The sequence below is a fragment of the Rhodoplanes elegans genome (assembly GCF_016653355.1).
Lineage (GTDB): Bacteria > Pseudomonadota > Alphaproteobacteria > Rhizobiales > Xanthobacteraceae > Rhodoplanes > Rhodoplanes elegans.
The window spans coordinates 19,520-46,229 of record NZ_NHSK01000119.1; the positions used below are offsets into that span (position 1 = coordinate 19,520).

General features: G+C 68.9%; 24 protein-coding genes and 1 tRNA gene. 9 read left to right on the plus strand and 16 right to left on the minus strand.

The window, feature by feature from the left end:
* Positions 1–112: 112 nt before the first annotated feature.
* The 3 genes from CCR97_RS15765 to bcsS form a co-directional block, all read right to left on the minus strand.
* Entirely contained in the window at positions 113–382 is a 270-nt protein-coding gene (locus CCR97_RS15765) for a hypothetical protein (RefSeq protein ID WP_111357583.1), read from the minus strand.
* Positions 383–390: 8 nt separating this feature from the next.
* Positions 391–2,076, minus strand: a complete 1,686-nt coding sequence (locus CCR97_RS15770) for a methyl-accepting chemotaxis protein (RefSeq protein WP_111357584.1) — start codon at positions 2,074–2,076, stop codon at positions 391–393.
* Positions 2,077–2,394: 318 nt separating this feature from the next.
* Complete coding sequence (gene bcsS, locus CCR97_RS15775) at positions 2,395–3,210, minus strand: cellulose biosynthesis protein BcsS (RefSeq protein ID WP_111357582.1); 816 nt, start codon at positions 3,208–3,210, stop codon at positions 2,395–2,397.
* A gap of 220 nt (positions 3,211–3,430) precedes the next feature.
* Here bcsS and CCR97_RS15780 point away from each other — a divergent pair, with 220 nt between their 5' ends.
* The 3 genes from CCR97_RS15780 (at position 3,431) to CCR97_RS15790 (ending at position 6,781) form a co-directional block, all read left to right on the plus strand.
* Positions 3,431–4,690 carry an MFS transporter gene (locus CCR97_RS15780; protein WP_170145858.1) on the plus strand — a complete coding sequence of 420 codons (1,260 nt, stop codon included), beginning with the start codon at positions 3,431–3,433 and terminating at the stop codon, positions 4,688–4,690.
* A 543-nt stretch (positions 4,691–5,233) separates the two neighbouring features.
* Positions 5,234–5,306, plus strand: a tRNA-Lys gene (locus tag CCR97_RS15785).
* A 323-nt stretch (positions 5,307–5,629) separates the two neighbouring features.
* Positions 5,630–6,781 carry a slipin family protein gene (locus CCR97_RS15790; protein WP_111357580.1) on the plus strand — a complete coding sequence of 384 codons (1,152 nt, stop codon included), beginning with the start codon at positions 5,630–5,632 and terminating at the stop codon, positions 6,779–6,781.
* 230 nt (positions 6,782–7,011) lie between these two features.
* Here CCR97_RS15790 and CCR97_RS15795 read toward each other — a convergent pair whose 3' ends face one another.
* The 3 genes from CCR97_RS15795 to CCR97_RS15805 all read right to left on the minus strand — a co-directional run bounded on the left by CCR97_RS15795 (position 7,012) and on the right by CCR97_RS15805 (position 9,621).
* Positions 7,012–7,419, minus strand: a complete 408-nt coding sequence (locus CCR97_RS15795; RefSeq protein ID WP_170145857.1) for a Uma2 family endonuclease — start codon at positions 7,417–7,419, stop codon at positions 7,012–7,014.
* A 129-nt stretch (positions 7,420–7,548) separates the two neighbouring features.
* Positions 7,549–9,186, minus strand: a complete 1,638-nt coding sequence (groL, locus tag CCR97_RS15800) for a chaperonin GroEL (protein ID WP_111357578.1) — start codon at positions 9,184–9,186, stop codon at positions 7,549–7,551.
* Positions 9,187–9,306: 120 nt separating this feature from the next.
* The gene (locus CCR97_RS15805) at positions 9,307–9,621 is read right to left on the minus strand and encodes a co-chaperone GroES (RefSeq protein ID WP_111357577.1); all 315 of its coding nucleotides are present in this window, start codon (positions 9,619–9,621) and stop codon (positions 9,307–9,309) included.
* Between the two features lie 405 nt (positions 9,622–10,026).
* Here CCR97_RS15805 and CCR97_RS15810 point away from each other — a divergent pair, with 405 nt between their 5' ends.
* Complete coding sequence (locus CCR97_RS15810; protein WP_201159635.1) at positions 10,027–10,296, plus strand: usg protein; 270 nt, start codon at positions 10,027–10,029, stop codon at positions 10,294–10,296.
* Between the two features lie 162 nt (positions 10,297–10,458).
* Here the strand turns inward: CCR97_RS15810 and CCR97_RS15815 are convergent, their stop codons facing one another.
* The 5 genes from CCR97_RS15815 to CCR97_RS15835 all read right to left on the minus strand — a co-directional run bounded on the left by CCR97_RS15815 (position 10,459) and on the right by CCR97_RS15835 (position 13,395).
* Entirely contained in the window at positions 10,459–10,671 is a 213-nt protein-coding gene (locus CCR97_RS15815) for a DUF2283 domain-containing protein (protein ID WP_111357575.1), read from the minus strand.
* Positions 10,672–10,842: 171 nt separating this feature from the next.
* Entirely contained in the window at positions 10,843–11,148 is a 306-nt protein-coding gene (locus tag CCR97_RS15820) for a hypothetical protein (RefSeq protein ID WP_146618757.1), read from the minus strand.
* Positions 11,132–11,650, minus strand: a complete 519-nt coding sequence (locus CCR97_RS15825; RefSeq protein WP_111357574.1) for a hypothetical protein — start codon at positions 11,648–11,650, stop codon at positions 11,132–11,134. The genes CCR97_RS15820 and CCR97_RS15825 overlap by 17 nt, the downstream gene beginning before the upstream one ends.
* Positions 11,651–11,696: 46 nt before the next feature.
* A complete protein-coding gene (locus CCR97_RS15830; RefSeq protein ID WP_111357573.1) occupies positions 11,697–11,975 on the minus strand; it encodes a type I restriction endonuclease in 279 nt (92 codons plus the stop codon).
* A 169-nt stretch (positions 11,976–12,144) separates the two neighbouring features.
* Positions 12,145–13,395: a NupC/NupG family nucleoside CNT transporter gene (locus tag CCR97_RS15835; protein WP_201159637.1), complete on the minus strand. Its 1,251-nt coding sequence runs from the start codon at positions 13,393–13,395 to the stop codon at positions 12,145–12,147.
* 249 nt (positions 13,396–13,644) lie between these two features.
* On the opposite strand from CCR97_RS15835, the gene CCR97_RS15840 reads away from it, so the two are divergent.
* Both CCR97_RS15840 and CCR97_RS15845 read left to right on the plus strand, forming a co-directional pair.
* A complete protein-coding gene (locus CCR97_RS15840) occupies positions 13,645–14,022 on the plus strand; it encodes a cyclophilin-like fold protein (protein ID WP_111359854.1) in 378 nt (125 codons plus the stop codon).
* Positions 14,023–14,328: 306 nt separating this feature from the next.
* A complete protein-coding gene (locus CCR97_RS15845) occupies positions 14,329–17,367 on the plus strand; it encodes an ATP-binding protein (RefSeq protein WP_170146048.1) in 3,039 nt (1,012 codons plus the stop codon).
* Between the two features lie 280 nt (positions 17,368–17,647).
* On the opposite strand, the gene CCR97_RS15850 is transcribed toward CCR97_RS15845, so the two are convergent.
* The gene (locus CCR97_RS15850) at positions 17,648–18,421 is read right to left on the minus strand and encodes an SDR family oxidoreductase (protein WP_111359994.1); all 774 of its coding nucleotides are present in this window, start codon (positions 18,419–18,421) and stop codon (positions 17,648–17,650) included.
* A 296-nt stretch (positions 18,422–18,717) separates the two neighbouring features.
* Between CCR97_RS15850 and CCR97_RS15855 the strand changes: the two genes are divergently transcribed.
* On the plus strand, positions 18,718–20,178 hold the full coding sequence (locus tag CCR97_RS15855; protein ID WP_111359995.1) for a caspase family protein: 1,461 nt from the start codon (positions 18,718–18,720) through the stop codon (positions 20,176–20,178).
* A 327-nt stretch (positions 20,179–20,505) separates the two neighbouring features.
* The gene (locus tag CCR97_RS15860) at positions 20,506–21,315 is read left to right on the plus strand and encodes a class I SAM-dependent methyltransferase (protein ID WP_201159636.1); all 810 of its coding nucleotides are present in this window, start codon (positions 20,506–20,508) and stop codon (positions 21,313–21,315) included.
* 45 nt (positions 21,316–21,360) lie between these two features.
* Here CCR97_RS15860 and CCR97_RS15865 read toward each other — a convergent pair whose 3' ends face one another.
* From CCR97_RS15865 to CCR97_RS15880, 4 genes are all read right to left on the minus strand, one after another.
* Positions 21,361–22,107 (minus strand): proteasome-type protease, encoded by a 747-nt coding sequence (locus CCR97_RS15865; RefSeq protein ID WP_111358393.1) that lies wholly within the window; start codon positions 22,105–22,107, stop codon positions 21,361–21,363.
* Between the two features lie 165 nt (positions 22,108–22,272).
* Positions 22,273–23,100 carry a transglutaminase family protein gene (locus CCR97_RS15870; protein ID WP_111358392.1) on the minus strand — a complete coding sequence of 276 codons (828 nt, stop codon included), beginning with the start codon at positions 23,098–23,100 and terminating at the stop codon, positions 22,273–22,275.
* Between the two features lie 162 nt (positions 23,101–23,262).
* Positions 23,263–24,204, minus strand: a complete 942-nt coding sequence (locus tag CCR97_RS15875; protein ID WP_111358391.1) for an alpha-E domain-containing protein — start codon at positions 24,202–24,204, stop codon at positions 23,263–23,265.
* Between the two features lie 5 nt (positions 24,205–24,209).
* Positions 24,210–25,628 carry a circularly permuted type 2 ATP-grasp protein gene (locus CCR97_RS15880; RefSeq protein ID WP_111358390.1) on the minus strand — a complete coding sequence of 473 codons (1,419 nt, stop codon included), beginning with the start codon at positions 25,626–25,628 and terminating at the stop codon, positions 24,210–24,212.
* Positions 25,629–25,904: 276 nt separating this feature from the next.
* Here CCR97_RS15880 and CCR97_RS15885 point away from each other — a divergent pair, with 276 nt between their 5' ends.
* Positions 25,905–26,699: a competence/damage-inducible protein A gene (locus CCR97_RS15885; RefSeq protein ID WP_111358389.1), complete on the plus strand. Its 795-nt coding sequence runs from the start codon at positions 25,905–25,907 to the stop codon at positions 26,697–26,699.
* The last annotated feature ends 11 nt before the right edge of the window (positions 26,700–26,710 follow it).

Sequence of the window (26,710 nt, forward strand, 5' to 3'; positions counted from 1 at the left end):
CGCCGCGCCCCGGAATGACGCGACGTCACGATGCGATCAAACGAAAAAGGCGGAGCCGCGGCTCCGCCTTCGTGCTTCTGCGTCGGCTTTCTTCGCCATGATGGCGAGGGCCTCAGCTGCGTCCGCCGCGGTCCAGTCCGGCCAGCACCGCGCCGGCGCTCGCCTTGACGCGGCCGATCTGTGCCTCGACGGCGTCGATGCGGGACGCGACGGCGGCGAGCTCGCCGCGGCACGCCGCGACGCTGCCCCGCCAAGCGCCGAGCAGCGCCTCGACCTCGGCTAGATGCGAGCGGCGGATGCGCAACGCCGCCGCGGTTTTCGCGGCCGCATCGTCCGGGCCGCTGGGCGGAGCCGACGCGCGCATCGTCGTGCCCGCGTCCATCGTCGCGCTCAAGCCGCCCGCACCGTCGCCATGAAGCGATCGACCTCGGCGCGCAGCCGGTTGCTCTCCATCGAGAGGGCCTGGGCCGAGGACAGCACCTGGGCCGAGGCGGAGCCGGCCTCGCCGGCGCCGCGGTTGACCTCGTCGATGTTGCTGCTCACCTGGGCGGCGCCCTGCGCGGCCTGCTGGATGTTGCGCGCGATCTCGTGGGTCGCCGCGCCCTGCTCCTCGACGGCCGCCGCGATGGTCGCCGAGATCTCGGCGATGCGGCCGATGGTGCCGCCGATCTCCTTGATGGCGGCGACCGACTCCTGAGTCGCCGTCTGCATGCCGGCGATCTGGGCGGCGATGTCGCCCGTGGCCTTGCCGGTCTGCGCCGCGAGCGCCTTCACCTCCTGGGCGACGACCGCGAAGCCCTTGCCGGCCTCGCCGGCCCGCGCTGCCTCGATGGTGGCGTTCAACGCCAGCAGATTGGTCTGCTCGGCGATCGCCGTGATCAGCTTGACGACGTCGCCGATGCGGCCGGCGGCCTGCGACAGCTCGCCGATGCGGCCGTCGGTCTTCTCGGCCTGCTTGACGGCCTCGCCGGCGATCCGGGTCGCCTCCTGCACCTGGCGGCCGATCTCCGCGACCGACGACGACATCTGGTTGGTGGCGGAGGCGACCGACTGGACGTTGGCGGTCGCCTGGCCGGAGGCGGCTGCGGCCGAGGTGGAGAGCTGCTGGGTCGTCTCGGCCGTGCGGGTCAGGCTGCCGGCGGCGGCTTCGAGCTCGGTCGAGGCGGACGACACGGTCTTCACGATGTCGCCCACCGCGCTCTCGAACCGGTCCGCGAGGCCGGCCATCTCGGTGCGCCGCTGCGCGGCGGCGCGCGCGTCCTTCTCGAGCTTCTCCGCCGCCTCTACGCGTGCCTTCTCGGTCAACTTGACCTTGAACTCTTCCACGGCGTCGGCGATCTGGCCGACCTCGTCCTTGCGGCCGACGCCGGCCAGCACGACGTCGAAGTTGCCGGCCGCGAGCTGGCGCATCCCGTTCGCGAGCTGGACGATCGGCGCGGCGATGCCGAACCGGGCGATCAGGAAGGCGAGCACCACGCCGATGGTGCAGCCCACCCCGGTGATCATGTAGAGCGACGAGATCGCCGCGTTGCTGGTGGCGGTCAGGGCTTCGGAGCCCGACTTGATCTCGCCGTTGAGCTGCTCTCCGATCTCGCCGTTGAGCTTCAGCAGCTCGCGGATCTTCGGATCGACGGTGGTCCGCATGAGCGCGGTCGCCTGGGCGTTGTCGTTCTTCAAGGCCAGCGCGATTGCCGGCTTGGCGACCGTGTCGGTCTCGCGGAACAGACGCTCGATGGCCTCGTAGGCGCGCGTGTGTCGGGGCGTCTTCTGCTTGGCGATAGCGATCAACGCGAGGCCCTGGTTCAGGCTCTTCTCCACCTCGGGCAGGACGGTGCGCATGTGCGCCTCGTCGGTCTCGGCGATCAGCCGATAGAGGCGCATCTCGTAGCTGTAGATGGCGCGATGCGCCCGCGCGATCGAGACCCAGGCCAGGGCGTCGTCGTCGAGGAACCGCGAATAGGCGTCGTCGACCTGGTGGATCTTGGCGGCGCCGTACCACGACGTGACACCGGCGACGAGGGCGACCAGTGCGATCACGCTCAGGATCTTGGGCAGGATGCGGATGCTGGACAGCATGGCGAGAATCACTTGGGAGTTGAAACGCCGCCGCACGTCCGTTGGACACGTCTGGAGCGCGAGCAGGCCGAGGCGGGTGACACCGAGCGGCGTCCGTCCAGCGGCGAATGGGTCGCGTGATGGTGCCGATCGCGCCCGCGACCATGCGAGGGTAGTATTAATATACGGTGTAATTTGAATCAGCTAGTCGTGCCTCGGACGAGGACTGCCGCTGGTAACGCCTTGAGATCTAAGCCTGTAATTGCGGGTTAGTCGTTTCGTGCGATGGGATTACGGCATCCCGCGTAGGTGGGAGGAGATGCCGTCGCGCAACCTGTCTCACTGCTTGGTCAGCAGGCCGATGCGCACGTAGGGCCCGTTGCGGTCGTCCGAGTCGGTCACCCAGCCGAAGCCGAGGCTCCAGTCCCACGGGCCGCGGCGGAGCCCCGTCATGTGGGCGCCGATCCGGATCTGGCGATAGTTGGTGTCGCCGTAGAGCTGCAGCTCGGGCCCCGCGTAGAACCCTGCATACCAAGTCTCCAGCACGCGCCAGCCGAGCGCCGCGCCGAACCCGAAGCCGTGACCGATCGACGACCACGTCGCGTTGGCGCGCACCATGGTGTCGGGGAGCGGCTCCCACCATGTGTCGAGCCCCAGCCGCATGCCCACATGCGTCCCGCGCAGCGGATTGCCGGGATCGGACGGCGTCGTCCAGTGATGCTGGACGTCGACGCCGCCGAACACCGTCGCGATGAATCGGTCGCGGCGCACGATCCAGCCGGGCATCACGGTCCCGAGCGCCTGCACGGCGAGCACCTGGTTCGCCCCCGACCGGTACTGATAGGTGCCGGTTCCGGCGAACGCCTTGAACGCGGGGCCATCGCGCGCCAATCCCTCGGGCGCCCACACGGCGCCACCGTGCAGGAAGCCACCGGCGCGCCACAGGTCGGTTCCGCCGAACAGCAGCAGGCGCTCGGCCTCGAGCGCCGCGAGTGTTTCGGGCGAGACGGCGACGTTTCCGGCCGGCTGCGCGACCGCTGCGACCGGTGGCGCGGCGGCCAGCGACGCGACAACCAGCAACGCGACGAGCGCGAGACGCGTGGCACCGAGCAACGCGGTCGCTCGCACGACCGCGCCGGCATCCGATCGGCACATGGCACGATCCCATGGAAACCGGACTGCTCAGGTTCGCCGCACCTGTGATGCAAGCCTAGCGAGCAGCCGGACCCAGATCCACGCGAACAAATCCTGAAACCCGTTCGGCGCGTGCGCGCCGACAACGGAGCGTTGCCCGAGTGCCACAAGTTCGGTGCGCCTTGCGACACCTCGTCTAGCCCGTGTTAGGATGGCGCGTCGTCTCCAGGAAAAAACCTCCATGCCCCCGACCGACCGGTCCGACGGCGTCCCCCCGTCGGCGCAGCAGACGCGGCGCTCGATCGCGTTCCTCAACGCCGCGCACGGCATCGACCATTACGTCCTCGGCATCTATCCGACCGTGGTGATCGGCCTGGAGGCCGTCTATCAGCGGCCTTATTCGGAGCTGATCGTCCTCTCCACCGCGATGTTCGTCGCCTTCGGCCTGTTCTCGCTGCCGGCCGGCTGGCTGGCCGACCGCATCAGCCGGCGCGCCATGATGGCGGCGTTCTTCATCGGCTGCGGCGTGTCGTTGATCGGCTGCGCCGTCGCGCCGACGCTGACCATGCTCGCGGTCGCGCTGTTCCTGCTCGGCATGTTCGCGGCGATCTATCACCCGGTCGGCATGGCGATGCTGATCCAGGTTTCGAACGCGCGCGGTCGCACGCTCGCCTTCAACGGCGTCTGCGGCAATCTCGGCGTGTCGCTCGCCTCCGGTGTCACGGCCGTGCTGGCCGCCTCGGCGTTCGGCTGGCGCGCCGCCTTCGTGGTGCCGGCGCTGGTCTGCCTGGCGGTCGGCATCGCCTATCTGGCGTTGGTCGACGACGACCGCCACGAGACGGCGAAGCGTGCCCGCGTCGCCGACATCGTGCTGCCCCGCAACGCCGCGATCGTGTTCTTCGGCCTCTACACGATCATCTCGTTCTGCGGCGGGCTCACCTTCAACACCATCGTGGTGGCGCTGCCCAAGATCGTCGACGAGCGCCTCGTCGGCGACGCGCTCGGCGGCGCCGGGCTCGCCGCGGTCGGCGGCCTGTCGAGCCTCGTGTTCCTGGGCGGCGCGCTCGCCCAGCTCGCGGTCGGGCGGATCGCCGAGCGGGTCGCGCCGCACCTCCTGTTCGTCGGCGTGGTCGGGCTCCTGCTGGTCGGCGCGATCTGGTCGGTGCGGGCCGAGGGCATGACGCTGATCGCCGCGCTGGCCGTCGTGATGGCGGCGCTCTACGGGCAGGTGACGGTCGGCGACATGGTGATCGCCCGCTACACGGCCGACGCCTGGCGCGGCCGCGTCTACGCGGTGCGCTACTTTCTCTCCTTCGCGTCGGCCGGCGTCGCCGTGCCGCTGATCGCGTTTTTCCACGCGCGCGGTGGCTTCGACCTCGTGCTGATCGGGCTCGCTGCCGTCTCGGGCCTGTTCTTCGCTGCGGTCGCCGGTCTGGTCGCCGTCGTGATGGTCGCCACGCCGCGCGTCGTTTCCGCCGTCGACGCGGCGCCGGCCGAGTAGGCCGTCGCTGCACCGGCGTCGCGACGTTGGCATCATGGCGCCGTGCGGCGCGACCCCGGGTCGATCCGGATCCCGCCGCGGAATATTTTCGCGCCGTTAACCTGCCGTTAACCGCTTCGGCGCATCCTCATCGAGACAAGGGCGCTCCAGCGCCGACGACCACGGCGACAGGTGACGCCGGATGTACGCGCATCGGACGGCGTGGTCGTGACTGAATTCCCGCGGGGGCGGGTAGGGGGACCAGCGCTTCGAAGCGCTGACGGGAAAAGGCCCGGGCGACACGCCCGGGCCTTTTTCGTTTTCGGCGAACGGTGGCGAACGCCGGATGCGGCCCAGGCGCGATCGGGACGCCATCGTGGCGCGCGCCATCTGATCACGTCAGAAGATCGTGACTTGCCGGATCGCCTCATCGGTATTATGAGCACGCACCCTGCTTCGGCCTCGTGTCCGGGTTCGCGAATCCCGGCTGGCGCGTGCCGCTCTGCGGCCCCGTGTTCCGCCGATGCAGGTTCGGTCGTCGCTCTAGAAAAGCGCGATCTCACAGCGAGGATAGCTCAGTGGTAGAGCAGGTGGCTTTTAACCATCGTGATGCGGGTTCGAATCCCGCTCCAGCGCGACCTGTCGGCCTGATAGGCTGATCCCGTAAGGGCACCGGGCGCGCGCGTCAGTCGCGGTCCGGCCGATCTGCCGCAAGGCGTTTCGTTCGAACCACAACACCGAGAGACCGGCCTGCGCCTTGGCGGATACCGCCTGCGCGCGACGCCGGCCGCATCGTCGCGGCTCCGCGTTCCGGCGCGGCGCGCGACGGTGCGCCCGTCGTCGCCGCAGGCTCAAGCCGCGGCCCGCCGGCACTGTCGGGATGCGCGCGTCCGGGACCTGTCCTCGAACCGAAAACTACGCCGGCGACACTCATCGCCGGCCATCCGAGGAGACCGTGCCATGAGCCGGAATCTGATCATGCTGCGCGTCACCGTGAAGGACGGCGAGCGCGCCCTCCTGACGCGCGACGGCCGTTTCGAGCGGGTGCTCGAGCCGGGCCGTCACCGGATCGTCGATCCGCTGCGCCGCCGCGCCTGCGAGGTGCACGCCGTCGTGCGCGCCGAGTTCCCGGCCGAGCGCTGGGCGGTGCTCAAGGCGGCGCGCCCGGACGTCGCCGCGGCGCTGTTCGAGGCGGTCGAGACGCGGGCGAACGAGATCGCCATCGTCAGCCTCGACGGCCGCCCGAGCCAGCTCCTCGCACCGTGGCAGACGCGGGTGTTCTGGACGGTCGAGACCCGCGTCGCGGTCGAGCGCATCGACGTGGCGAGCGATCCGAAGGTGCGGCCGGAGCATCTCGCCATGGTGGCGCGCGAGCGCAACCCGAGCATCGTCGAGCACGTGGTCGAGAACCACGAGGCCGGCCTCCTGTTCGTCGAGGGCCGCCTCGTCGAGCGGCTGGCGCCGGGCCGGCACGCTTTCTGGTCGGTCGGCCGCAAGATCGAGGTGAAGCGCCTCGATCTGCGTCCGCAGGCGGCCGAGATCACGGCGCAGGAGATGCTGACCAAGGACCGCATCGCGCTGCGCGTGACGCTGACCGCGTTCCGCCGGATCGTCGATCCGGAGCGTCTCGTCGCCGCGGTGCCGGACGTGGATGCGTGGCTGTACCGGCTGGTGCAGTTCGCGATCCGCGATGCCGTCGCCTCGCGCACCCTCGACGAGGTGCTGTCCGGCAAGGCGGTGCTCGACGACGAGCTGCGCGCCTATGTGCGCGCGCGCGTCGCCGACGCGGGCGTGGAGGTGACGGAGCTCGGCGTGAAGGACGTGATCCTTCCCGGCGAGATCCGCGAGCTCGTCAACAAGGTGGTGGAGGCGGAGCGGACCGCGAAGGCGAACCTGATCCGCCGCCAGGAGGAGACCGCGGCGACGCGCTCGCTCCTCAACACCGCCAAGCTGATGGAGGAGAACCCGCTCCTCCTGCGGCTGAAGGAGCTCGAGTCGATCGAGCGGCTTGTCGAGAAGGTCGGCCGCATCGATCTGCACGCCGGCGACGGCGCCGGCCTCGACGCACTGCTCACAAGGCTCGTGCGCATCAAGAGCGATGCGGCGGCCTGAGAGCGAACCGCGGCGGGGCAGGGTACTGCGTCCGACGACCCAGACGGAGGCCCGGGCGGCGACGCCCGGGCCTTTTTCGTCAGGCGGAGCGGTGGCGCGGCTCAGTCGAACCGGACGCGCCGATAGATGTCGGCGAGCGGCAGTGCGACACCGAGCGCCGGGATGTCGATCACGTCGTCGATGTCGTCGCGCAAGGCCGGGCCTGCCGGAAAACCGGCGGCCGTTCGGGTCTAGACCCAGACCTTCACCTCGTCGTGAGCGACGACCAGATAGGTGCCGAGGCTCGGCAGAGTCAGGTCTTCGGCCGCCTTGTCGCCGAGGTCGATCCGCTCGGAGGAGGGGGACATCACCTCGGCCAGGAACACCGGCGCCGTGGCGGTGCGGTCCGTGGTCGGGCCGTCGGCCGGGTCCACCACGATATCGGGGAACCGAATGGTGGAAGGTCCCACGTCGATGCCGAATTTCGGCAGCACGGTCCAGATGTCGTGATCGACCCGACCGTCCAATGCTCTGAAGAGGTCGAAGGCGATCAGGGCATGGCCGCGGGTTCTGGGTGCTAAACGCACGACATTCCCATGGACGAACTCGTGGTTCTCCTCCTGGCGTTCGGCCCAGGCCAGGAAAGCCGCCCTGTCCATCTGCACGGAACATCGAGTTGTCATTCGGAGCCCTCGATCCGCGACCAACCTAGTCCTCTGGAGACACGCACGCAAAAGGCCCGGGCGTCGCCGCCCGGGCCTTCGTCGTTGCAACGCGGGACGCGTCGATCAGAAGTCCATGCCGCCCATGCCGCCGCCGGGGGGCATCGCCGGACCGGCGTTCTTCTTCGGCAGCTCGGCGACCATGGCCTCGGTGGTGATCAGGAGGCCGGCGATCGAGGCGGCGTTCTGCAGCGCGGCGCGCACCACCTTGGTCGGATCGATGATGCCGGTCTGGACCATGTTGACGTACTGGCCGGACTGGGCGTCGAACCCGAAGGCGTACTCGCCGTTCTCCAGGATCTTGCCGACGATGACCGAGCCGTCCTCGCCCGCGTTCAGCGAGATCTGGCGGGCCGGGTAGGACAGCGCCTTGCGGACGATGTCGACGCCGTGCTTCTGGTCCTCGTTGGTGGTCTTCACCGCGTCGATCGCCTTGCTGGCGCGCAGCAGCGCGACGCCGCCGCCCGGCAGGATGCCTTCCTCGACCGCGGCGCGGGTCGCGTGCATCGCATCGTCCACGCGGTCCTTGCGCTCCTTCACCTCGACCTCGGTGGCGCCGCCGACGCGGATCACCGCGACGCCGCCGGCCAGCTTGGCGAGGCGCTCCTGGAGCTTCTCGCGGTCGTAGTCGGAGGTGGTCTCCTCGATCTGCGCCTTGATCTGGGCGATGCGGGCGTCGATGTCGGCCTTGGCGCCGGCGCCGTCGACCACCGTGGTGTTCTCCTTCTCGATCGTCACCTTCTTGGCGCGACCGAGCATCTGCAGCGTGACGCTGTCGAGCTTGATGCCCAGATCCTCGGAGATCGCCTGGCCGCCGGTCAGGATCGCGATGTCCTGCAGCATGGCCTTGCGGCGGTCACCGAAGCCCGGCGCCTTGACGGCCGCGACCTTGAGGCCACCGCGCAGCTTGTTGACCACCAGGGTGGCCAACGCCTCGCCCTCGACGTCCTCGGCGACTATGAGCAGCGGCTTGCCGGTCTGCACCACGGCCTCGAGCAGCGGCAGCATCTCCTGCAGGCCGGAGAGCTTCTTCTCGTAGATGAGGATGTAGGGATCCTCGAGCTCGACCCGCATCTTGTCGGCGTTGGTGATGAAGTAGGGCGAGATGTAGCCGCGGTCGAACTGCATGCCCTCGACGACGTCGAGCTCGGTCTCCAGGCTCTTCGCCTCCTCGACCGTGATGACGCCCTCGTTGCCGACCTTCTTCATCGCCTCGGCGAGATAGCGGCCGATCTCGGCGTCGCCGTTGGCCGAGATGGTGCCGACCTGGGCGATCTCGTCGTTCGACGTGATCTTCTTGGAGTTCTTCTCGAGGTCCTTCACGACGGCCTCGACGGCGAGGTCGATGCCGCGCTTGAGGTCCATCGGGTTCATGCCGGCCGCCACCGCCTTGGCGCCCTCGCGGACGATCGCCTGGGCGAGGACCGTGGCCGTGGTGGTGCCGTCGCCGGCGATGTCGGACGACTTTGAGGCCACCTCGCGCACCATCTGGGCGCCCATGTTCTCGAACTTGTCCTCGAGCTCGATCTCCTTGGCGACGGTGACGCCGTCCTTGGTGATCCGCGGCGCGCCGAAGCTCTTCTCCAGCACGACGTTGCGGCCCTTCGGCCCGAGCGTCACCTTCACGGCGTTGGCGAGCACGTCGACGCCGCGCAGCATCTTGTCGCGCGCGTCAGACGAGAATTTCACGTCCTTGGCAGCCATTGTTCGTCAGCTCCTGAATGAATCCGTTGCGTTCCCCCGACCCGGCGAGACCACGGTGCCGATCCCTAAAGAATCCGGCAGGGTCCGTTCAGGTTGGATCAGTCCGAAAGTCGTCTCGGGTCAGGCGGCCTTCTTCTTGGCCTCGGTGTCGGTGAGAACGCCCATGATGTCGCTCTCCTTCATGATCAGCACCTCGACGCCGTCGAGCTTGACCTCGGTGCCCGACCACTTGCCGAACAGCACCCGGTCGCCGACCTTCAGGTCGAGCGGGATCAGCTTGCCGGCCTCGTCGCGGCCGCCCGGGCCGACGGCGATGATCTCGCCCTGCTGGGGCTTCTCCTTGGCGGTGTCGGGGATGATGATCCCGCCGGCCGTCTTCTGCTCGGCCTCGATACGCTTGACGACGACGCGGTCGTGAAGCGGACGGAACTTCATGCTGTCCTCCTAAGTTTCTGACATCGAGAGATGATTTGAGTTCGGGCGACCCGCGCGGGCGCGTGCCCCGGGCTGCCCGGTTGCGACATGGGGGAGGCGACGAAGCCGTTCAAGAGGGCGGCCGAAAAAATTTGGCACTCGCAATGCGAGATTGCCAATGGCGGCCCGAGCGGGGCGTAGCGCCGGGCGCTTCTCGGCAGGCCGGGCGCGGCTTCGGGTCAACACCGATCATGCAACGCGGAAGTGGAGGCCAAGCTATTCGGCGTCGCACAAGGTAGAGCGCTGGTAGCACTGTCGGGCCGAGGCTGCTACGCCTGCGCCGTGAACACTTTGTTTACCAAATGAGCTTGCAATGATCGGAGGTGGCGTTGGAAGATTTCCCGGTCGAGACGGATGGGGGACACCATGGCCTCTAAGGACTTCTTGCAGCAACTTCACGGCTACGGCCTGACGACCGCGCACATCCTTTACCGGCGGCCGGATCATCCCTGGCTCCTGCAGACCTATCTCTGGCAGGACTACGACCTCCACCCGCACTTCCCGGAGCTGAACAAGTTTCTGGGCTTCTGGCGGGACAAGCTGGAGGGCCCGCTCCACTCGGTCACGGTCGCCCATTCGCGCCTGATCAAGCCGGCCGAGATCAAGGCCGTCGACGGGGTCTTCACGCTCAACTGAGCGGGCGGGGACCCGCGCGGTTGCCTCCGTAGCCCGGGCTGAGCGCAGCGAAGCCCGGGGTGCGGCGGTCGCCGGAGCAAGAAAGCCCCGGATGTCGCTTCGCTCCATCCGGGCTACGCTTGCTGACGTGTGGCGGACGGGCTGGCGGTCGGTCGGATGGTCTCACTCCGCCGCGCTGGCCGGGGGCAGGGCGATGGTCTCGATCTTGGAGAGGTCGAGCTTCTTCGATGCGTGGTCGATGTCGAATCCGACCACCTCGCCGTCGGCGTCGAGGTCGACGACGAGCCCTGCGACGATCTCCCGCGTCTCCGCACCCGGAGCATCCTTCAGCTCGATGTAGAGACTGTCGGTCTCGGGATAGTAGTGCAGCTTCATCGAGGCTCCTCCCGAAAATCGCGATCGAACAGTGTCGCCGTTTCGCAGCCTCGTAGCCCGGGTTGAGCGCAGCGAAACCCGGGGTGCGGCGGTCGCCGGCGCAAGAAAATCCCGGATTTCGCTTCGCTCAGTCCAGGCTACGAAGACCCCGGGGCTAGGCTCACTGAAAGATCAATCCGCGGGCTGGGGAAGACCGGCCGGTTGGCCATTTGCTGGTTCGCCGAGCACTCGTTTGGTGAAAACCTGCAAGAGAGGTGTGTCGAGAATCGAGCCGGTTAAATTGTCTGTCGCGATTTCGTCTGGCAGGTCGGCGAACGCGAAGCGATATTTCGGTCCGCGGGCCCCACCTTCGTAGAAATCAAACATTCGACCCCGTCGCTCGCGATCGTAATAGACGACGAATTTCCCTTTGTAGTCGTTGAATGCGATCTTCTGAATGGCGGTAAAAAGCCGTTCGTCATTAACCAAGAATGCCAAGCGTTGCTTGCAAAGACCTCGGTTCAGTCTGAGAAGGGGATGGTTCCGGAGTGGGGTCTGTCGGCAAAAGGTCCGGCGCGGGCGCCGGAGGCGGAGGGACTTTGGTGAGATCGAGTCGTTGCAAGATCTTGACGTTGACGAACTCGCGAAATGCCGACCCGACCAATTCCTGAAAGTCAGGCAGCGCCTTGTCTCGAACGTGTTGGATCCCGACGGTCCTGAGGAGCATTCTCGTGAAATCGGCGCTCGGCTTCTCGGCCAGCAGCGAAATTTCCTGAAGGAATTTTTGGAAAACGAGCTTCCGCTTCGCCTCGGCTCCGATGTTTTCCGGGTCGAACTGGCCCTTTTGCAGAGATTTCAGGCCGTCGGCGACGCTCTCGTCCAGCCGTCCTTTCGCGATGTCGCGAAGATTGACGGTGAGAAACGCCTTCTCGTCCATCATGTTCGGTTCGTCGGAATCCGCATAGAACTCGAACACCAGACCATCAGTAAGCAGGCCCATTTTCACTGTCGGCGCCGCATTGAAATAGCTTCTGAGCTGACCGCGTTCATCCTTCAGTGCGGCGCCACAGCATTTTGCATTCAATCGCGATGATCGGCAGGTCGTTCTGCAGAATCGCATAGTCGACCCGGTTCTTGTATTTGTCGGAAAAATCGGCGGCGTGTTCGGGGCATACCTCGAGGGGGTTGCGGTCGTCGAAGCCGAGGAAATTCACAAACGGCAGGACAAGAAACATCTTCGTCGATTCTTCGTTGCCGCAGCGGTCTGCGAGACCGACATTCCGCTTGGCGAAGGCAATCAACTTGTCACCGAATTCGTCAGCCATGTTCGCCCTCCATAACGGGACCATCACCGCTTCCCGGCGACACCCACGTCAGGGGCTCAAGCTACCTTACAAGAACTCCCTTTGGTAGTAATGTCGATAAAATTCTCGCGTGAGTACGCCGGGCGCGTCGTCCCGGATGTCGCTGCGCTCCCTCCGGGCTACGACGTCCTCACACCATCGTCCCCACCGTCGCCCCGATCATGCAGGTCGAGAGGGTGCCCGACACGATCGACTTCGGCCCGAGCGACACGATCTCGTCGCGGCGCTCGGGGGCCATCGCGGCGAGGCCGCCGATCATGATGCCGAGGCTGCCGAAATTGGCGAAGCCGCACATCGCGTAGGTGAGGATCAGGCGCGAGCGCGGATCGAGCGCGTCGGCCGGCAGCTTCGAGAGCTCCACATAGGCGATCAGCTCGTTGAGCACGGTCTTGATGCCCATCAGCCCGCCGGCCGTCACCGCCTGGTCCCAAGGGATGCCGATGAGCCAGCACACCGGCGCCATCACGAGACCGAGGCCGCGCTGCAGCGTCGGCGGCGCGCCCATCACGTCGGGGAGCAGGCCGAGGATCGCGTTGGCGAGATGCACCAGCGCCACCAGCACGATGATCATGGCGACGATGTTCAGCAGAAGCTCGAGCCCGACCGTAGTGCCGCGCACGATCGCGTCCATGGTGCTGTTCGCGATCTTCGCGGGGGCCACCGCCGGCGCCGCCGTCGCGCCGTCGGCGCGGTCCGGCACCATCAGGTGCGACACCAGGATGGCGGCGGGCGCGCCGAGGATCGAGGCGACGGCGAGGTGGCCGGCGACGTCCGACACCACGTCGCGCAACAGCGTCGCGTAGAGCACGAACACGGTGCCGGCGATGCCGGCCATGCCGCCGGTCATCACCATGAACAGTTCGCCGCGCGTCAACCCGGCGAGGTAGGGTCGGATGAACAGCGGCGCCTCGACCATGCCGACGAAGATGTTGGCGGCGGTCGAGAGCCCGACCGCGCCGCCGATGCCGAGCGTCCGCTCCAGCACCAGCGAGAAGCCGCGCACGATCGGTTGCAGGACGCCCCAGTGGAACAGCAGCGTGGTCAGCGCGCTGACCACCAGCACGATCGGCAGCGCCTGGAAGGCGAGCACGAAGTCGGCGCCGGGCGTCTTCGGATCGAAGGGCAGGGGGCCGCCGCCCAGATAGCCGAACACGAAGCCGGTGCCGGCCCGGGTCGCCGCCGCGACGGCGTCGACCCCGGCCGCGATTCCCGAGAAGGCGGCCGTCACGCCCGGCACTTTCAGGAGCAGCAGTGCCAGGGCGACCGTCAGGGCGAGCGCCAGCGCCACGGTGCGCGGCCGCACCGCGCGGCGGTCCTCGCTGATCGCGAAGGCGAGGCCGATCAGGGCGAGGAGCCCGAAGGCCGATTGAAGCTGCGGCAGGAAGGGCACGGGCGGGCTCCGACGGGCGGTCTTCGGCGAGGGCGCGGTCCAGGCAGAACGGGTCATGCAGGAATCGTGCGCGCCAGCGTCACCTCGATACCGCGTGGGGCGAGGGGCCGATAGAGCTCGGCATCCGCTTTCGGGGCCGCGGGCGGGCGGGCCCGAAAGGCGTCCGCGGCACCCGGCTCCGGCCGACGGCGGCGCGCCGGCGTGTTATGGTTGCGGAATTGCCGCCAGCGGAGACCCGCCATGGCTCGGATTCGCTTCGACTTTGGATTGCTGACCCTCGACGCCACGCTCCTCGACGACAGCCCGACCGCCGCGGCCGTGCTGGAGGCGCTGCCGTTCACGGCCTCGGTGCTCACCTGGGGCGACGAGGTCTATTTCGAGGTGCCGGTGCGCTCGCCCCGCGAGGCGGAAGCGCGCGCCGTCGTCACCCCGGGCGAGATCGCCTACTGGCCGGACGGGCCGGCCGTCGTCATCGGCTTCGGCCGCACCCCGATCAGCCAGGACGGCGAGACCCGGCTCGCCGCGCCCTGCAACCTGTTCGCCCGTGCCGACGACGACGTGAAGACCCTCGCCGCCGTCGAGGCGGGGGCGCGCGTGACGGTGATCCGGCTCGACTGAAGGGCGCGCCCCGGAGCCGCGGCCGCCGCTGCGCGGCGGTGGTGCTCGGCCCGCCGGCTGCCGGTCGTCGTGGCCGGTCGTCGCCCGGACGGGCGAGGCGTCCGGCTTCGTCTCGTCCGTTCAGGCGATACTTCGTTCGATTGCGGCAACGGCTCGTCAATCTTCGGAAAATAAAGCCCTTGCTGCTGCCGCGGCGTTAACGGTTCCGTGCCGGCCGCCGCGGCATCGTCGGGCCGACGACGCCTCCGAAGAAGCTCCGAGGCGATCCGCCGGACGGCGGAGGAAATGGACCCGGCAGAATCCGAGATGTCCGCCTACACGAAGCGACTGTCCGAGGGCCTGACCCGGCTCGACGCGGCTCTCGGCCGGGGATGGCCGGGCCGGTTGCGGCTCGGCCTGCTCGGTCGGCACGGGCTGGTGCTGCTCGGTCTCGTCGTGATCGCCGTGATCTGGGCCGGCGCGTTCTACGGCATCCACGAGGAGCGCCGGGCCGCCGAACAGGAGGCGCGGCAGACCACCGCCAATCTGGCCCGCGCCTTCGAGGAGCACATCGTCCGCTCGATCCGCGCCGCCGACCAGACGCTCCTGTTCGTGCGCGAACTCTATGCCCGTGATCCGGCCGGGTTCGACGTCCGGCCGTGGGCGAGCGTCAGCGAGGCGGCGAACGGCTTCACGTTCCAGGTCTCGATCGTCGACCGCACCGGCCGCTTCCTGATGAGCAACCTCGATCCGGAGGGCCGTTCCCGGGTCGATCTCTCCGACCGCGCCCATGTCCGGGTCCATCTGGCCGGCCGCGAGGACGTGCTGTTCATCAGTGAGCCGGTGTTCGGCCGCGTGAGCAACAAGTGGACCATCAATCTGTCGCGGCGCATTTCGGCGCCGGACGGCAGCCTGCGCGGCGTCGCCGTGGTGTCGATGGATCCGGCCTATCTGTCGCGCTTCTACGATTCGATCGACCTCGGCCGCAAAGGCGTCATCTCGCTGGTCGGCACCGACGGCGTGATCCGCATCCGGGTCGGCAGCGGCGAGCCGGTGATCGGCCTCAAGCTCTCCGGCAGCCCGCTCTTTTCAACCATATTGCGGATCCCGGTCGGCCATTATCAATCGCGCAGCCCGGTCGACGCCGTCTCCCGCACCTATGGCTATCGCGCCATCAAGGATCTTCCGCTCGTCGTCCTGGTCGGCCTCGCCGACGACGAGATCTTCGCCGCCGCCGAGCGCAATCGCATCGGCTACCTGGTCGCCGCCGGCGTGCTCACGCTGGTCATCGTCGGCGTCGTCGTCCTGTTGCAGCGCTATCAGCGCGGCCTGCAGCGGGCGACCGCGGCGGCCGAGGCGGCGGCCCGCACCCGCTCCGACTTCATCGCCGTGATGAGTCACGAGATCCGCACGCCGCTCAACGGCGTCATCGGCATGTCGGGCCTTCTGATCGACAGCGGCCTCGAGGGCGAGCAGGCCCGCTTCGCCGTCACGCTGCGCGATTCCGCCGAGCACCTTCTGCACATCGTCGACGACGTCCTCGATTTCTCCAAGCTCGACGCCGGCTGCCTGGAGTTCGAGGCGGTGCCGTTCGACGTCGCCCGCCTGGTCGAGGGCATGGTGCGCGGCGTCGCGGCGCGCGCCGCAGAGAAGGGCCTCGCCCTCGCCGTCGTGCTGACGCCCGACCTGCCGCGCACCGTGGTCGGCGATCCCGCGCGCATCCGCCAGGTGCTGCTCAACCTGATCACCAACGGCCTCAAGTTCACCGAGATGGGTGGCGTCACGGTCGACGTCTCGGTGGTGGCGTCGCAGACGCCGCGCCGCGTCGGCATCGCCTTCGACGTCGTCGATTCCGGCATCGGCATCCCGCCCGAGGCGATGGACCGATTGTTCACCGCCTTCCATCAGGCCGACAGCTCGGTGTCGCGCCGCTTCGGCGGCACCGGCCTCGGGCTGGCCATCTGCCGGCGGCTGGTCGAGCACATGGGCGGCACCATCACGGTCGACAGCGCCGCCGGTTACGGCTCGACCTTCCGGGTCTGCCTCGATCTCGACCTGGAGGATCCCGAGACGCCGCTCCTCGGCGGCATGGCGGCCGATGCGCCGCGCATTCTCGTCATCGATCGCAATCCGGTGTCGCGCACCGCGCTGGTGCGCCAGCTCGCGCTGCTCGGCGCCGAGGCCAGCGCCGCCAACACCCGCGAGCTCGGCGTCTCGATGGCCTGGAACTCGGCCGTCACGGCCAACCCGTTCACCTGCATCGTCATCGACGACTCCGTCGCCTCGACCGAGATCGTCAGCTCGCTGCGGGCCGAGCCGTGCATGGCCGCGACCCGGCTGGTGCTTCTCGCGGCCGCCGCGACGACCCAGCCGCCGTGCGGCGGCTTCGACGCGATGCTCCACAAGCCGCTCGCCTTCGAGGCGGTGCGCGACACCATCCTGGCCGGAACCGGCGTGCCGGAGCCGAGCGCCCTCCTGGCGGAAGGCGCCCCGCCGGCCCTCGGCGTCGCCGCCCCGCTGCGCATCCTGGTGGCGGAGGACAATCCGACCAACCAGCTCGTCGCCCAGAAGCTGCTCGAGGGGCTCGGCTTCGCCATCGACCTCGTCGCCGACGGTGCGGCCGCGGTCGCGGCCGTGCAGACGGGGGTTTACGATCTCGTCTTCATGGACGTGATGATGCCGGGCATGGACGGCCTGCAGGCGACGCGGGCGATCCGCGCCCTGCCGCCGCCGGCCGGCAGCGTCCACGTGATCGCCCTGACCGCCAACGCCTTCAAGCACGACGCCGAGACCTGCCGAACGGCCGGCATGGACGACTTCGTCGGCAAGCCGATCACCCGCGACCGGCTGGAGGCGTCGATCCGCCGCTTCCTCGCCAAGCGCGATCGCGCCGCGGGTGGCGTGGCGTCCGGTCCGACCGCCGGTGCTTCTGCTGCGGGTGCGGCCCTCGACGGCGGTCCGCGAGAGAGGCCGCCGCACCCCGTGCCCGAGCCGCCGACCTTCGACCGCGACGCCTATGCGCGGCTCGGCGAGGAGATCAAGCCGGACGGCGCCCGCCAGGTGCTCGACACCTTCCTGACCGACTCGCGCGAAAGACTCGCGCGGCTGCATTCGCACGTCGTCGCCGGCGCCGCCGGCATCGAGCAGGAGGCGCATACCCTCAAGGGGGCCGCCGGGTCGCTCGGCTTCGCCCGTCTGGCCGCGCTCGCCGGCCGGCTGGAGGAGGACGCCCGCGCCGGCCGCAGCCGCGACCTCGACGGCCAGATCGCGGCGCTGACGGCGGCCTTCGCGGAGCTCGGCGGCGTGGTCAGGGAGATCGACGGCAATGCCAAAGAGGCGGCGGCGCCGTCCGGCGTCGCGGCCTAAGGCCGGGCCGCTAGCCAGAAGCGCGCTGCTGCGCTGCCTCGCCGAAGACATCGTGTCCCGGGCGCGGCGCGACGCGCCGCGAAACGGGACCCAGGGGCGATCGGGCGAGGCGTTCGGCGAACTCTTGGCGTACCACCCGTCGTGGCGTCCGTCGTGGCGCCCCTGGGCCCCGGCTCTGCGGCACATCAGGCCTGCGGCCTGATGCGCCTTGTCCGGGGCACGCGGCCGGGCACCCGGATCGTCGTTTCATCTCTCAGGGTGCGCTGCGGCTCATGGCCACTCACCCCCGTCCGACGAAGGGCATCTGGTTCGCCATCACGGTGAGGAACAGCACGTTGACGTCGAGCGGCAGGCTCGCCATGTAGGCGACCGCCTGGCCGGCATGGGCGACGTCCATGCGGGCCTCCACCATCGAATCGCCGTCCGGCTGCAGCACGCCCTGGCCCTGCGCCATCCGCTCGGTCAGCGGCGTCGCCGCGTTGCCGATGTCGATCTGGCCGCAGCAGATGTCGAACGGCCGCCCGTCCAGCGACACCTGCTTGGTGAGCCCCGTGATGGCGTGCTTGGTCGACGTGTAGGCGACGGCGCGCGGCCGCGGCGTGTGGGCCGAGATCGAGCCGTTGTTGATGATGCGGCCGCCGCGCGGGGTTTGCGCCTTCATGATCCGCACCGCCTCCTGGATGCACAGGAACGGTCCGGTGAGGTTGGTGTCGACCACCTTCCGCCAGGTCTCGTAGGGCAGGTCCTCGATCGGCACGGCCGGCGCCCCGATGCCGGCATTGTTGAACAGCAGGTCGAGCCGGCCGTAGGTCTCGCGCACGGTCGCGAACAGCGCCGCGATGTGGGCCGGCTCGGAGACGTCGGTCGGCACGCAGAGGCTCTTGCCGCCGCTCTCCGCGCCGAGCCGCGCGGTCTCGTCGAGCATCTCGGGCCGGCGGCCGGCCAGCACGACGGTGAAGCCCGCCGCCATCAGGGCGAGGGCGGCGGCGCGGCCGATGCCCGTTCCGGCCCCCGTCACCACCGCGATCTTGTCGTGCGTCGCCCCCGTGCTCATGGCTCTCCTCCGTCGTCTTGGTTGTCGTGAACGGTTTTTCGGATCGTCCGCACCCGGGACCGGGCCGGCGGCCGTGATCTTAAACGTGATCGGCCGTTTTTCCGACACAGTCTTCAAAGGGTGGCGACCGTGACGTATGCTCCTGTCGCGTGCAGTCGCGTCCCCGTCACGGAGCGTCGTCCCGCGATCGCGATCCCGAGCGGTTCCTGTGCGTTTTCACCCGCGATCCGCGTCACGGTGGAGCGCGGGATCCAAGGCGGATCACCAAGCAGACCACCAGGCGGAGTGCCGGCCCCATGCGCCACCTCACCTCGACATCCCTGCGTCTCGTCGCGTGCGCGTTCGCGGCCATCCTGCTCGCCACCGTGGCGGCGAGCGACGCGCGGGCCGAACGGCGGGTCGCCTTCGTGGTCGGCAACGGCGCCTACAAGTCGGTCGACCCGCTGCCGAACCCGGCGATCGACGCCAAGGCGATCGCCGGCCTGTTGCGCAACGCCGGCTTCGAGGTGGTCGAGGGCACGGATCTCGGTCGCGACGCCATGACGGCGAAGCTGCGCGACTTCGCGCTGTCGACCCAAGGGGCCGACGTCGCGCTGTTCTTCTACGCGGGCCACGGCATCGCCGTGAACGGCAAGAACTACCTGATCCCGGTCGACGCCGACCTGAAGTCCGAGATGGACGTGAAGTTCGGTGCGGCGATCGACGTCGACGTCACGCTCGACCAGACGATGAGCGACGCCAAGGTGAAGCTCGTCCTGCTCGATGCCTGCCGCGACAATCCGTTCGCGGCCAAGATCCGCTCGGCGACCCGCACCCGCAACGTCGTGGTGTCGTCGGGCCTCGCCGAGATGAAGTCGGGCGAGGGGACCCTGATCGCCTTCGCGACCGGCCCGGGCCAGACCGCGCTCGACGGCGAGACCGGCGGCAACAGCCCGTTCACCCGCGCGCTGCTCGCCCACATCGCGACGCCCGGCGTCGAGATCCAGCAGGCGATGACCCGGGTGCGCGCCCAGGTGTCGGAGGAGACCAAGAAGCAGCAGCTGCCGTGGGGCCACACCAACCTCACCGGCTCCGTCTACCTGAACCCAACCGGCGCGCCGGCGCTCGCCGCGATCGCCCCGTCGCCGGCCGGCGATGCCGCGGTGCCGTCGGGCCCGACCCGCTCGGCCGTGTCCGAGGCGGAGCTCGAGTTCTGGCGGACCATCAAGGACTCCAACAAGCCCGAGGAGCTCAACGCCTATCTCTTGAACTTCCCGAACGGCCAGTTCCGGCCGATCGCGCTCGCCCGCATCGCCTCGCTGCAGGCGCAGCCGGCGAAGCCGAAGGCCGCCGCCGCGGCGACCGATCCGGCGCTGTTCACGGCGGAGGCGAGCCTCGCCACCGAGGACAAGCTCGGGCTCACCAAGACCAAGCGGCGCGACGTCCAGAAGCGGCTCACCGCGCTCGGCTTCGACACCAAGGCGGACGGCAAGTTCACGGACGACACCCGCGCCGTGATCACCCGCTGGCAGGCGGCCCGCGGCTATCCGTCGACCGGCTTCCTCAACGGCCCGCAGCACAAGGCGCTCCTGAAGGAGGACATCTCCGAGGCCGAGGTCGACGACCCCGCGGCCGCCGCCAAGCCGAGCCGGCGGGCCGAGCGCAAGGTGGTGGTGCGCGAGCGCCGCAGCAGCAGCAGCGGCGGCGGTGGGGGCGGCCGCTACAACGGGCCACCGCCGATCTTCAACATGATGCTCGGCGGCCCGTTCCGGCGGTGATCCGCGGGGTTAGAGGCGGTTTGTATAATCCGTCATCCCGGGACGCGGACCTTAAGGGTCGCGAGCCCGGGATTCCTACGCCCGGCGGTCGTGGCTCACGACGGGCAGGAGTTATGGATCCCGGGTTCGGCGCCCCTTGGTCGGCTTCAGCCGACTTCGGGGCTCGATAGGACAGATCCCGGGCAGGCCCGGGATCCGTCGCGCCGCCCCGGAACGACGGAGCACCTCGCCGACCGTGGCGGCCTCTGCCGCCGGATGTGTCTCGATATTGCTGAATTGTGTCCGCCGACGTAGGGCTGTGTCGCAGACCAGGGGAGCGACGCGGCGATGCACGATTCGGCGATGGACAAGTTCCAGGTGTTTCTCGACGCCTACCTGAAGGACTGCGCGGGTGGCCCGCTGGCCGTGCTGGACGTCGGAAGCTGCGCGATCGGCGGACCCGAGACCGGCACGCACCGCGCCGCCATCGAGGCGCGCGGCTGGACCTATCGGGGCGCCGACATCACGGCGGGACCGAACGTCGATGTCGTGCTCGCCGACGGCTACAACTGGCGCGAGATCGACAGCGACAGCTGCGACGTCGTGCTGTGCAGCCAGGTGCTCGAGCACACCCGCTATCCCTGGCGGGTCGTGCAGGAGATCGCCCGGGTGTTGCGGCCGCGCGGGCTCGCCTTCCTGGCGGCGCCGAGCGCCGGGCATGTGCATCGCTATCCGGAGGACTGTTTCCGCTATTACCCCGACGGCCTGCCGGCGCTCGCCCATGCGAGCGGTCTGACCGTGGTCGACGCCAACGTGCAGCGGCGCCCGGTCTATCGCAGCAACATCTGGTACGACGCCGTCGCGGTGCTGCAGAAGCCCGAGCTGCCGGCCGCAGAGGCGGGCCGCTGGACGGCGCGCCGGCAGCTCTCGGGCTTGGCCTTGCGCGAGAATGTCGGGCCGGCGGATCTCGCCGCGGTGAGCTTTGCGCCGCACGAAGCGGCGCCGAGCCGGATCGCGACGATCGCGCCGCGGACCGGCCCCGGCGCCTTCGAGAACCGCGACGCCGAGCTCGCGCGGGCGGCCGATCCGCTGCGTCGCGTGCTGAATGTTCGCCGCCACGTGTCGGCAGCCCTCAAGGCGCTGACCCGGCCGGTGTGACAGTGGCCGGCGTGACGCCGGCGCCGGCCGCGGTTCGAGCGGGCGCTACATCCGGTCCAGATAAGGCGGGCGGGGGATGTCGAGATGGGCGGCGCGCAGCGCTGCCGACCAGCGCCGGCGCAGATCCTGGAAGTAGGGCTCCTCCGGCTCGATCCGGTAGGAGAGCTCGGCCGTGCAGGCGTCGCGCCGCACGACCAGCGTGTCGAGCGGCATGCCGACCGACAGGTTCGAGCGCATGGTCGAGTCGAACGAGATCAGCCCGACCTTGAGCGCGTCGTAGAGGTCGCTGTCGTGCGTGATGGCGCGATCGAGCACCGGCTTGCCGTACTTGTGCTCGCCGATCTGCAGATAGGGCGTGTCGCGCGTGCACTCGATGAAGTTGCCGGCCGAGTACATCATGAACAGGCGCAGCCGCTCGCCCTTGATCTGGCCGCCGAACAGGAAGGACAGGTCGAACTTCACGTCGGCCGCCTCGAGCGCCGGGCCCTCGGTGTGGGCGAGCGCGCGGATGGCGCGGCCGATGCGCTGCGCCGCCTGGAACATGGTCGGCGCGTTCATCAGCGTCTCGCGCTCGCCGGTCTCCGGATTCTCCAGGCCCTCGTTGAGCAGGCTCAGCACCGACTGGGTGAGCGACAGGTTGCCGGCCGAGGCGACCGCCATGATGCGCTCGCCCGGATTGGAGAACACGTGCAGCTTGCGGAAGGTCGAGATGTTGTCGAGGCCGGCATTGGTGCGCGTGTCGGCGATCATCACGATGCCGTCGCGGACCAGGATACCACAGCAGTACGTCATCCCGTCGAGCCCCCTCGCGTCCCATCCTCCGGAGGCGCGCCCCCGGGCATCGCGGCCGTGGTGCATCACCCGGCGCTGTTCGGCCCGCAGCATCCCGCCCTCCTGGTCCGGCGCGCATCTAGGCACGATCGCGCGCCGCCGTCACGGGGCGAGCCGCCGTTGTCCTCAGCTCTGGACCTGCTGGAACGCCTGGTCGACATGGACCGCGACCGCGAGCGTCTCGCCGCGGCCGCCGAAGCGGGTGCCGCGCACCGGCGCGGCGCCGAGATAGTCGAGCCCCACCGCGACCCGCACATAGGCGTCGGTGGCGCACATCGCATGCGCCGGATCGAACGCCACCCAGCCGAGATCGGCGACATGGGCCTCGACCCAGGCGTGGCCGGCCTCCTGGGCCGTGATGCCGTCGCTGCGCCAGTAGTAGCCGCCGACGTAGCGGCACGGGACGCCGAGGCTGCGCGCCGCCGCGATGAACACGTGCGAGAGATCCTGGCAGACGCCGCGGCGCAGGCTGAACGCCTCCGAGGCCGTGGTCGCCGAATGGGTCGGGTCGGTGTCGAACGTCACCTCGGCGTGGACGGCGCGGACCAGCGCGTGCAGCGTGGCGATGGTGCCGCCGGCCTCGCCCGCCGTCGCGTCGCGCGCGAAGGCGACGATCGCCGGATCCGCATGGGTGAGGTCGGTCTCGCGCAGATAGAGGCTCGGCGGAAACCGCTCGATGATGCCGCGCACGACGCCGTCGGTGTCCTGGGTCTCCACCTCGCCCTCGACCAGCACCTCGAGCTGGTCGGTCGGCACGTCGGCCGAGAAGGCGTGGGTGATGTTGCCGAAGGCGTCCTCCTGCGTGGTCAGACGACAGTCGGCCGAGACGTCGATGCGCCAGCGCACGATGTGCTGGCCGTCGTGCGGCCGCGGCGTCATGCGCAGCGTCTGGATCACCCGGCTCGCGGGCTGGTCGTAGCTGTAGGTCGTCAGGTGAGAGACGCGGATGCGCATGGATCAGCCGGTGGCGACGCGGGCGGCGACGATTGAGCGACCAAGAATGGTGCGACCAAGAATGGGCGACCCAGAATGGGGCGACCCACGATGGGCCGACCCAGTGTGTCACGTCGAGCCTCGCGGATCGAGCGTGATGGGTCGTGTGTCACGGGTCGGGTGTCACATCAGGTATTGTCGCGAAATCGTGCCGCCGAGCTCGTTGTTGTCGGAGATGAAGACGGTGATGAATTCGTGCAGTCCGCTCTGGAAGATCTCGTCCATCTTGAGGTTGGACAGGCGGGTGCGGATGCCGCGCGCCTTGCGCTGCGCCGCGCCCTGCCGGCCGTAGGCCTCGGCGATGGCGTCGCAGTAGCGTACCAGATTGTCGTAACAGCTGGCGAGCGACCGCGGCATCTTCTGGTTCAGGATCAGCAGGTCGGCGATCAGCCAGGGCTTCAGGCTCTCGCGGTAGACCCAGTGATACGAGGTCAGCGCCGAGACCGAGCGCAGGATCGCGGCCCACTGGTAGTAGTCGAGCGGCCCGCCGACATGCGTGTCCTCGGGCAGCAGCAGGTGATACTTGGTGTCGAGGATGCGGGCCGTGTTGTCGGCGCGCTCGATGTTGCAGCCGAGCCGGAAGAACCAGTAGGCGTCGGTGCGCAGCATGGTGCGGTAGGCCGACCCGTCGAAGCGCAGCGACGTCTCCTGGACGACCCGCAGGAAGCGCAGGAACTCCTCGCGCGACGCGGGGCCGTGGTTGAAGCGCTTCAGCTCGAGCCAGGCGCCGTTGATGGTGTCCCACATCTCGCTGGTCAGCGCGGTGCGCACCGCCCGCGCATTGGTGCGGGCGAGCTCGATGCAGTTGCGGATCGAGCTCGAGTTGGCCGCCGAGAAGGCGAGGAACTCCTTGACGCTCTCCTCGGTCGCCTCCGGGTAGATGGCGTGGAAGGCGCGGCTGCAGCCGGCGGTGGCGACCGCCGACTCCCATTCGTTGGTCGATCCCACATAGGCGACCGGCAGCGCGGTGAGGCGCAGCGTCACCTCGAGGATGCGGGCGAGGTAGTCGGCACGCTCGATGTAGCGCGCGACCCAGTAGAGGTTGTCGGCGGTTCGCGACAGCATGCGGTTTACGTGTCCAGCACCCAGGTGTCCTTGGTGCCGCCCCCCTGGCTCGAATTGACGACCAGCGAGCCGCGCTGCAGCGCGACGCGCGTCAGCCCGCCCGGCACGATGCGGACCGTGTCCTTGCCGGTCAGCACGAACGGGCGCAGATCGATGTGGCGCGGCGCCACCCCCCGCTCGACCCAGGTCGGGCAGGTGGAGAGCGCCAGCGTCGGCTGGGCGATGTAGTTCTTCGGGTCGGCCTCGATCCGGGTCCGGAACGCGGCGATCTTGCCCTTGTCGGCGGTCGGGCCGATCAGCATCCCGTAGCCGCCCGAGCCGTGCACCTCCTTGACCACCAGCTCCTCGAGATTGGCGAGGACGTGGGAGAGGTGCTTCGGGTCGCGGCAGCGCCAGGTCGGGACGTTCTGCAGGATCGGCTCTTCCGACAGGTAGAACTTCACGATGTCCGGCATGTAGCTGTAGATCGCCTTGTCGTCGGCGATGCCGGTGCCGACCGCGTTGGCGAGCGTCACCTGGCCGGCCTGGTAGGCCGACATCAGCCCCGGGACACCGAGCGTCGAATCGGGCCGGAAGGTGAGGGGATCGATGAAGTCGTCGTCGACACGGCGATAGATCACGTCGACGCGCTTCGGCCCCTCGGTCGTGCGCATGTAGACGACGCCGCCCTTGACGAACAGGTCGCGCCCCTCGACCAGCTCGATGCCGAGCTTGTCGGCCAGGAACGAGTGCTCGAAATAGGCCGAGTTGTAGATGCCGGGCGTGAGCAGCACGACGTTGGGCTCGACCGCCGCGGTGTCGGGGGCGACCGACTTCAGCGTCGCCAGGAGCTCGTCCGGATAGTTCTCGACCGGCGCCACCCGGTAGCGCGAGAACAGATCCGGGAACAGCCGCATCATGATCTCGCGGTTCTCCAGCATGTAGGAGACGCCGGAGGGCGTGCGGGCGTTGTCTTCCAGGACGTAGAACGTGTCCGGCCCGACCCGCACGATGTCGATGCCGGCGATGTGGACATAGACGTCGTGCGGCACCTTCTGGGCGTTCATCTCCGGACGGAAGACCTGGTTTTGGAACACCAGATCTTCCGGGATGATGCCGGCCTTCAGGATTTCGCGGCGGCCGTAGATGTCCTTCAGGTACATGTTGATGGCCTTGACCCGCTGGGTCAGGCCGCGCTGCAGGAGCGCCCATTCCGACGACGACAGGATGCGCGGGATGACGTCGAACGGGATCAGCCGCTCGGTCGAATCCTGCTCGCCATAGACCGCGAAGGTGATGCCGATGCGGCGGAACAGGAGCTCCGCCTCCTGGGCCCGCTGGTCGAGCACGTCCGGCGACAGGTCTTTCAGCCAGGCGTCGAGCCCGGCATAGGACGGACGCACCGCCCCGTCCGCCCCTCTCATCTCGTCGAAACAATCCGTCATGTTTGGACCCCGACGGCATCCGACCGGAGGCGGACGCCCCTCGATCGGACTCGATGCAAGCATCGAGCCACAGTTCCCCTTTTGCGTCCCGACAACCGTGCGGACACGCTCCCCCGACAGGCATAGCAGGAGCCCGGCCGAACAGGTGCCTATTAATTGGGCGCACGGTGGCTTCGTACCGGGCGGATGGCAGTGGACGCGGTCGAGATCCGCGTTTGCCACGCTTGAGCGGCCGGTCCGGCCGCGATACAGGACGGCGACGCCGGAGTTGCAGAAATGAACGAAAAGACGCTCGATTCCGCCGCCGCCGGGGGCCCCGCCGCCGATCTCGTCACGGCCGGCATCCTAGTGATCGGCGACGAGATCCTGTCTGGTCGGACCAAGGACAAGAACATCGGCTGGATCGCCGAGTATCTCACCGCGATGGGCATCGATCTCGAGGAGGTCCGCATCGTTCCCGATGTCGAGGCCGAGATCGTCGCCGCCCTGAATGCGCTGCGCAGCCGCTACACTTACGTCTTCACCACGGGCGGCATCGGCCCGACGCACGACGACATCACGGCCGATGCGGTGGCGAAGGCCTTCGGCGTGCCGCTCGACGTCGACCAGCGCGCCGTCGACCTGATCGCCGAGCGGGTCGGCCGCGACGGGCTGAACGCGGCGCGGCTGCGCATGGCCCGCATTCCGCGCGGCGCCGACCTGGTCGACAACCCGGTGTCGAAGGCGCCCGGCTTCTGGATCGGCAACGTCATCGTCATGGCCGGCATCCCGAGCGTCATGCAGGCGATGCTCGACGGCGTCGCGCCGAAGCTCGCGACCGGCGTGAAGCTCCTGTCGGAGACGGTGCGGGCGAACCTGCGCGAGGGCGACATCGGCACCGAGCTCGGGCAGGTCGCCAAGCAGCATCCGGACGTGATGATCGGCAGCTACCCGTTCGCCGACGAGGACGGCCGCCCCAACACCAACCTCGTCGTGCGCGGCCGCGATCCGCAAAAGCTCGCCGCCGCCAAGGCGGCCGTCGAGGCCATGCTGATCGCGGTGCGAGCGGCGCTCGCGGCGCCGCGGGCGTGAGTCACCGGGCG

Excerpts from the sequence above, each read along its gene's own strand:
- CCR97_RS15765 (WP_111357583.1), bottom strand. The coding sequence starts at position 382 with ATGGACGCGGGCACGACGATGCGCGCGTCGGCTCCGCCCAGCGGCCCG.
- CCR97_RS15770 (WP_111357584.1), bottom strand. The coding sequence starts at position 2,076 with ATGCTGTCCAGCATCCGCATCCTGCCCAAGATCCTGAGCGTGATCGCA.
- bcsS (WP_111357582.1), bottom strand. The coding sequence starts at position 3,210 with ATGTGCCGATCGGATGCCGGCGCGGTCGTGCGAGCGACCGCGTTGCTC.
- CCR97_RS15780 (WP_170145858.1), top strand. The coding sequence starts at position 3,431 with ATGCCCCCGACCGACCGGTCCGACGGCGTCCCCCCGTCGGCGCAGCAG.
- CCR97_RS15790 (WP_111357580.1), top strand. The coding sequence starts at position 5,630 with ATGAGCCGGAATCTGATCATGCTGCGCGTCACCGTGAAGGACGGCGAG.
- CCR97_RS15795 (WP_170145857.1), bottom strand. The coding sequence starts at position 7,419 with ATGGACAGGGCGGCTTTCCTGGCCTGGGCCGAACGCCAGGAGGAGAAC.
- groL (WP_111357578.1), bottom strand. The coding sequence starts at position 9,186 with ATGGCTGCCAAGGACGTGAAATTCTCGTCTGACGCGCGCGACAAGATG.
- CCR97_RS15805 (WP_111357577.1), bottom strand. The coding sequence starts at position 9,621 with ATGAAGTTCCGTCCGCTTCACGACCGCGTCGTCGTCAAGCGTATCGAG.
- CCR97_RS15810 (WP_201159635.1), top strand. The coding sequence starts at position 10,027 with ATGGCCTCTAAGGACTTCTTGCAGCAACTTCACGGCTACGGCCTGACG.
- CCR97_RS15815 (WP_111357575.1), bottom strand. The coding sequence starts at position 10,671 with ATGAAGCTGCACTACTATCCCGAGACCGACAGTCTCTACATCGAGCTG.
- CCR97_RS15825 (WP_111357574.1), bottom strand. The coding sequence starts at position 11,650 with ATGGGCCTGCTTACTGATGGTCTGGTGTTCGAGTTCTATGCGGATTCC.
- CCR97_RS15830 (WP_111357573.1), bottom strand. The coding sequence starts at position 11,975 with ATGGCTGACGAATTCGGTGACAAGTTGATTGCCTTCGCCAAGCGGAAT.
- CCR97_RS15840 (WP_111359854.1), top strand. The coding sequence starts at position 13,645 with ATGGCTCGGATTCGCTTCGACTTTGGATTGCTGACCCTCGACGCCACG.
- CCR97_RS15845 (WP_170146048.1), top strand. The coding sequence starts at position 14,329 with ATGTCCGCCTACACGAAGCGACTGTCCGAGGGCCTGACCCGGCTCGAC.
- CCR97_RS15850 (WP_111359994.1), bottom strand. The coding sequence starts at position 18,421 with ATGAGCACGGGGGCGACGCACGACAAGATCGCGGTGGTGACGGGGGCC.
- CCR97_RS15855 (WP_111359995.1), top strand. The coding sequence starts at position 18,718 with ATGCGCCACCTCACCTCGACATCCCTGCGTCTCGTCGCGTGCGCGTTC.
- CCR97_RS15860 (WP_201159636.1), top strand. The coding sequence starts at position 20,506 with ATGCACGATTCGGCGATGGACAAGTTCCAGGTGTTTCTCGACGCCTAC.
- CCR97_RS15865 (WP_111358393.1), bottom strand. The coding sequence starts at position 22,107 with ATGACGTACTGCTGTGGTATCCTGGTCCGCGACGGCATCGTGATGATC.
- CCR97_RS15870 (WP_111358392.1), bottom strand. The coding sequence starts at position 23,100 with ATGCGCATCCGCGTCTCTCACCTGACGACCTACAGCTACGACCAGCCC.
- CCR97_RS15875 (WP_111358391.1), bottom strand. The coding sequence starts at position 24,204 with ATGCTGTCGCGAACCGCCGACAACCTCTACTGGGTCGCGCGCTACATC.
- CCR97_RS15880 (WP_111358390.1), bottom strand. The coding sequence starts at position 25,628 with ATGACGGATTGTTTCGACGAGATGAGAGGGGCGGACGGGGCGGTGCGT.
- CCR97_RS15885 (WP_111358389.1), top strand. The coding sequence starts at position 25,905 with ATGAACGAAAAGACGCTCGATTCCGCCGCCGCCGGGGGCCCCGCCGCC.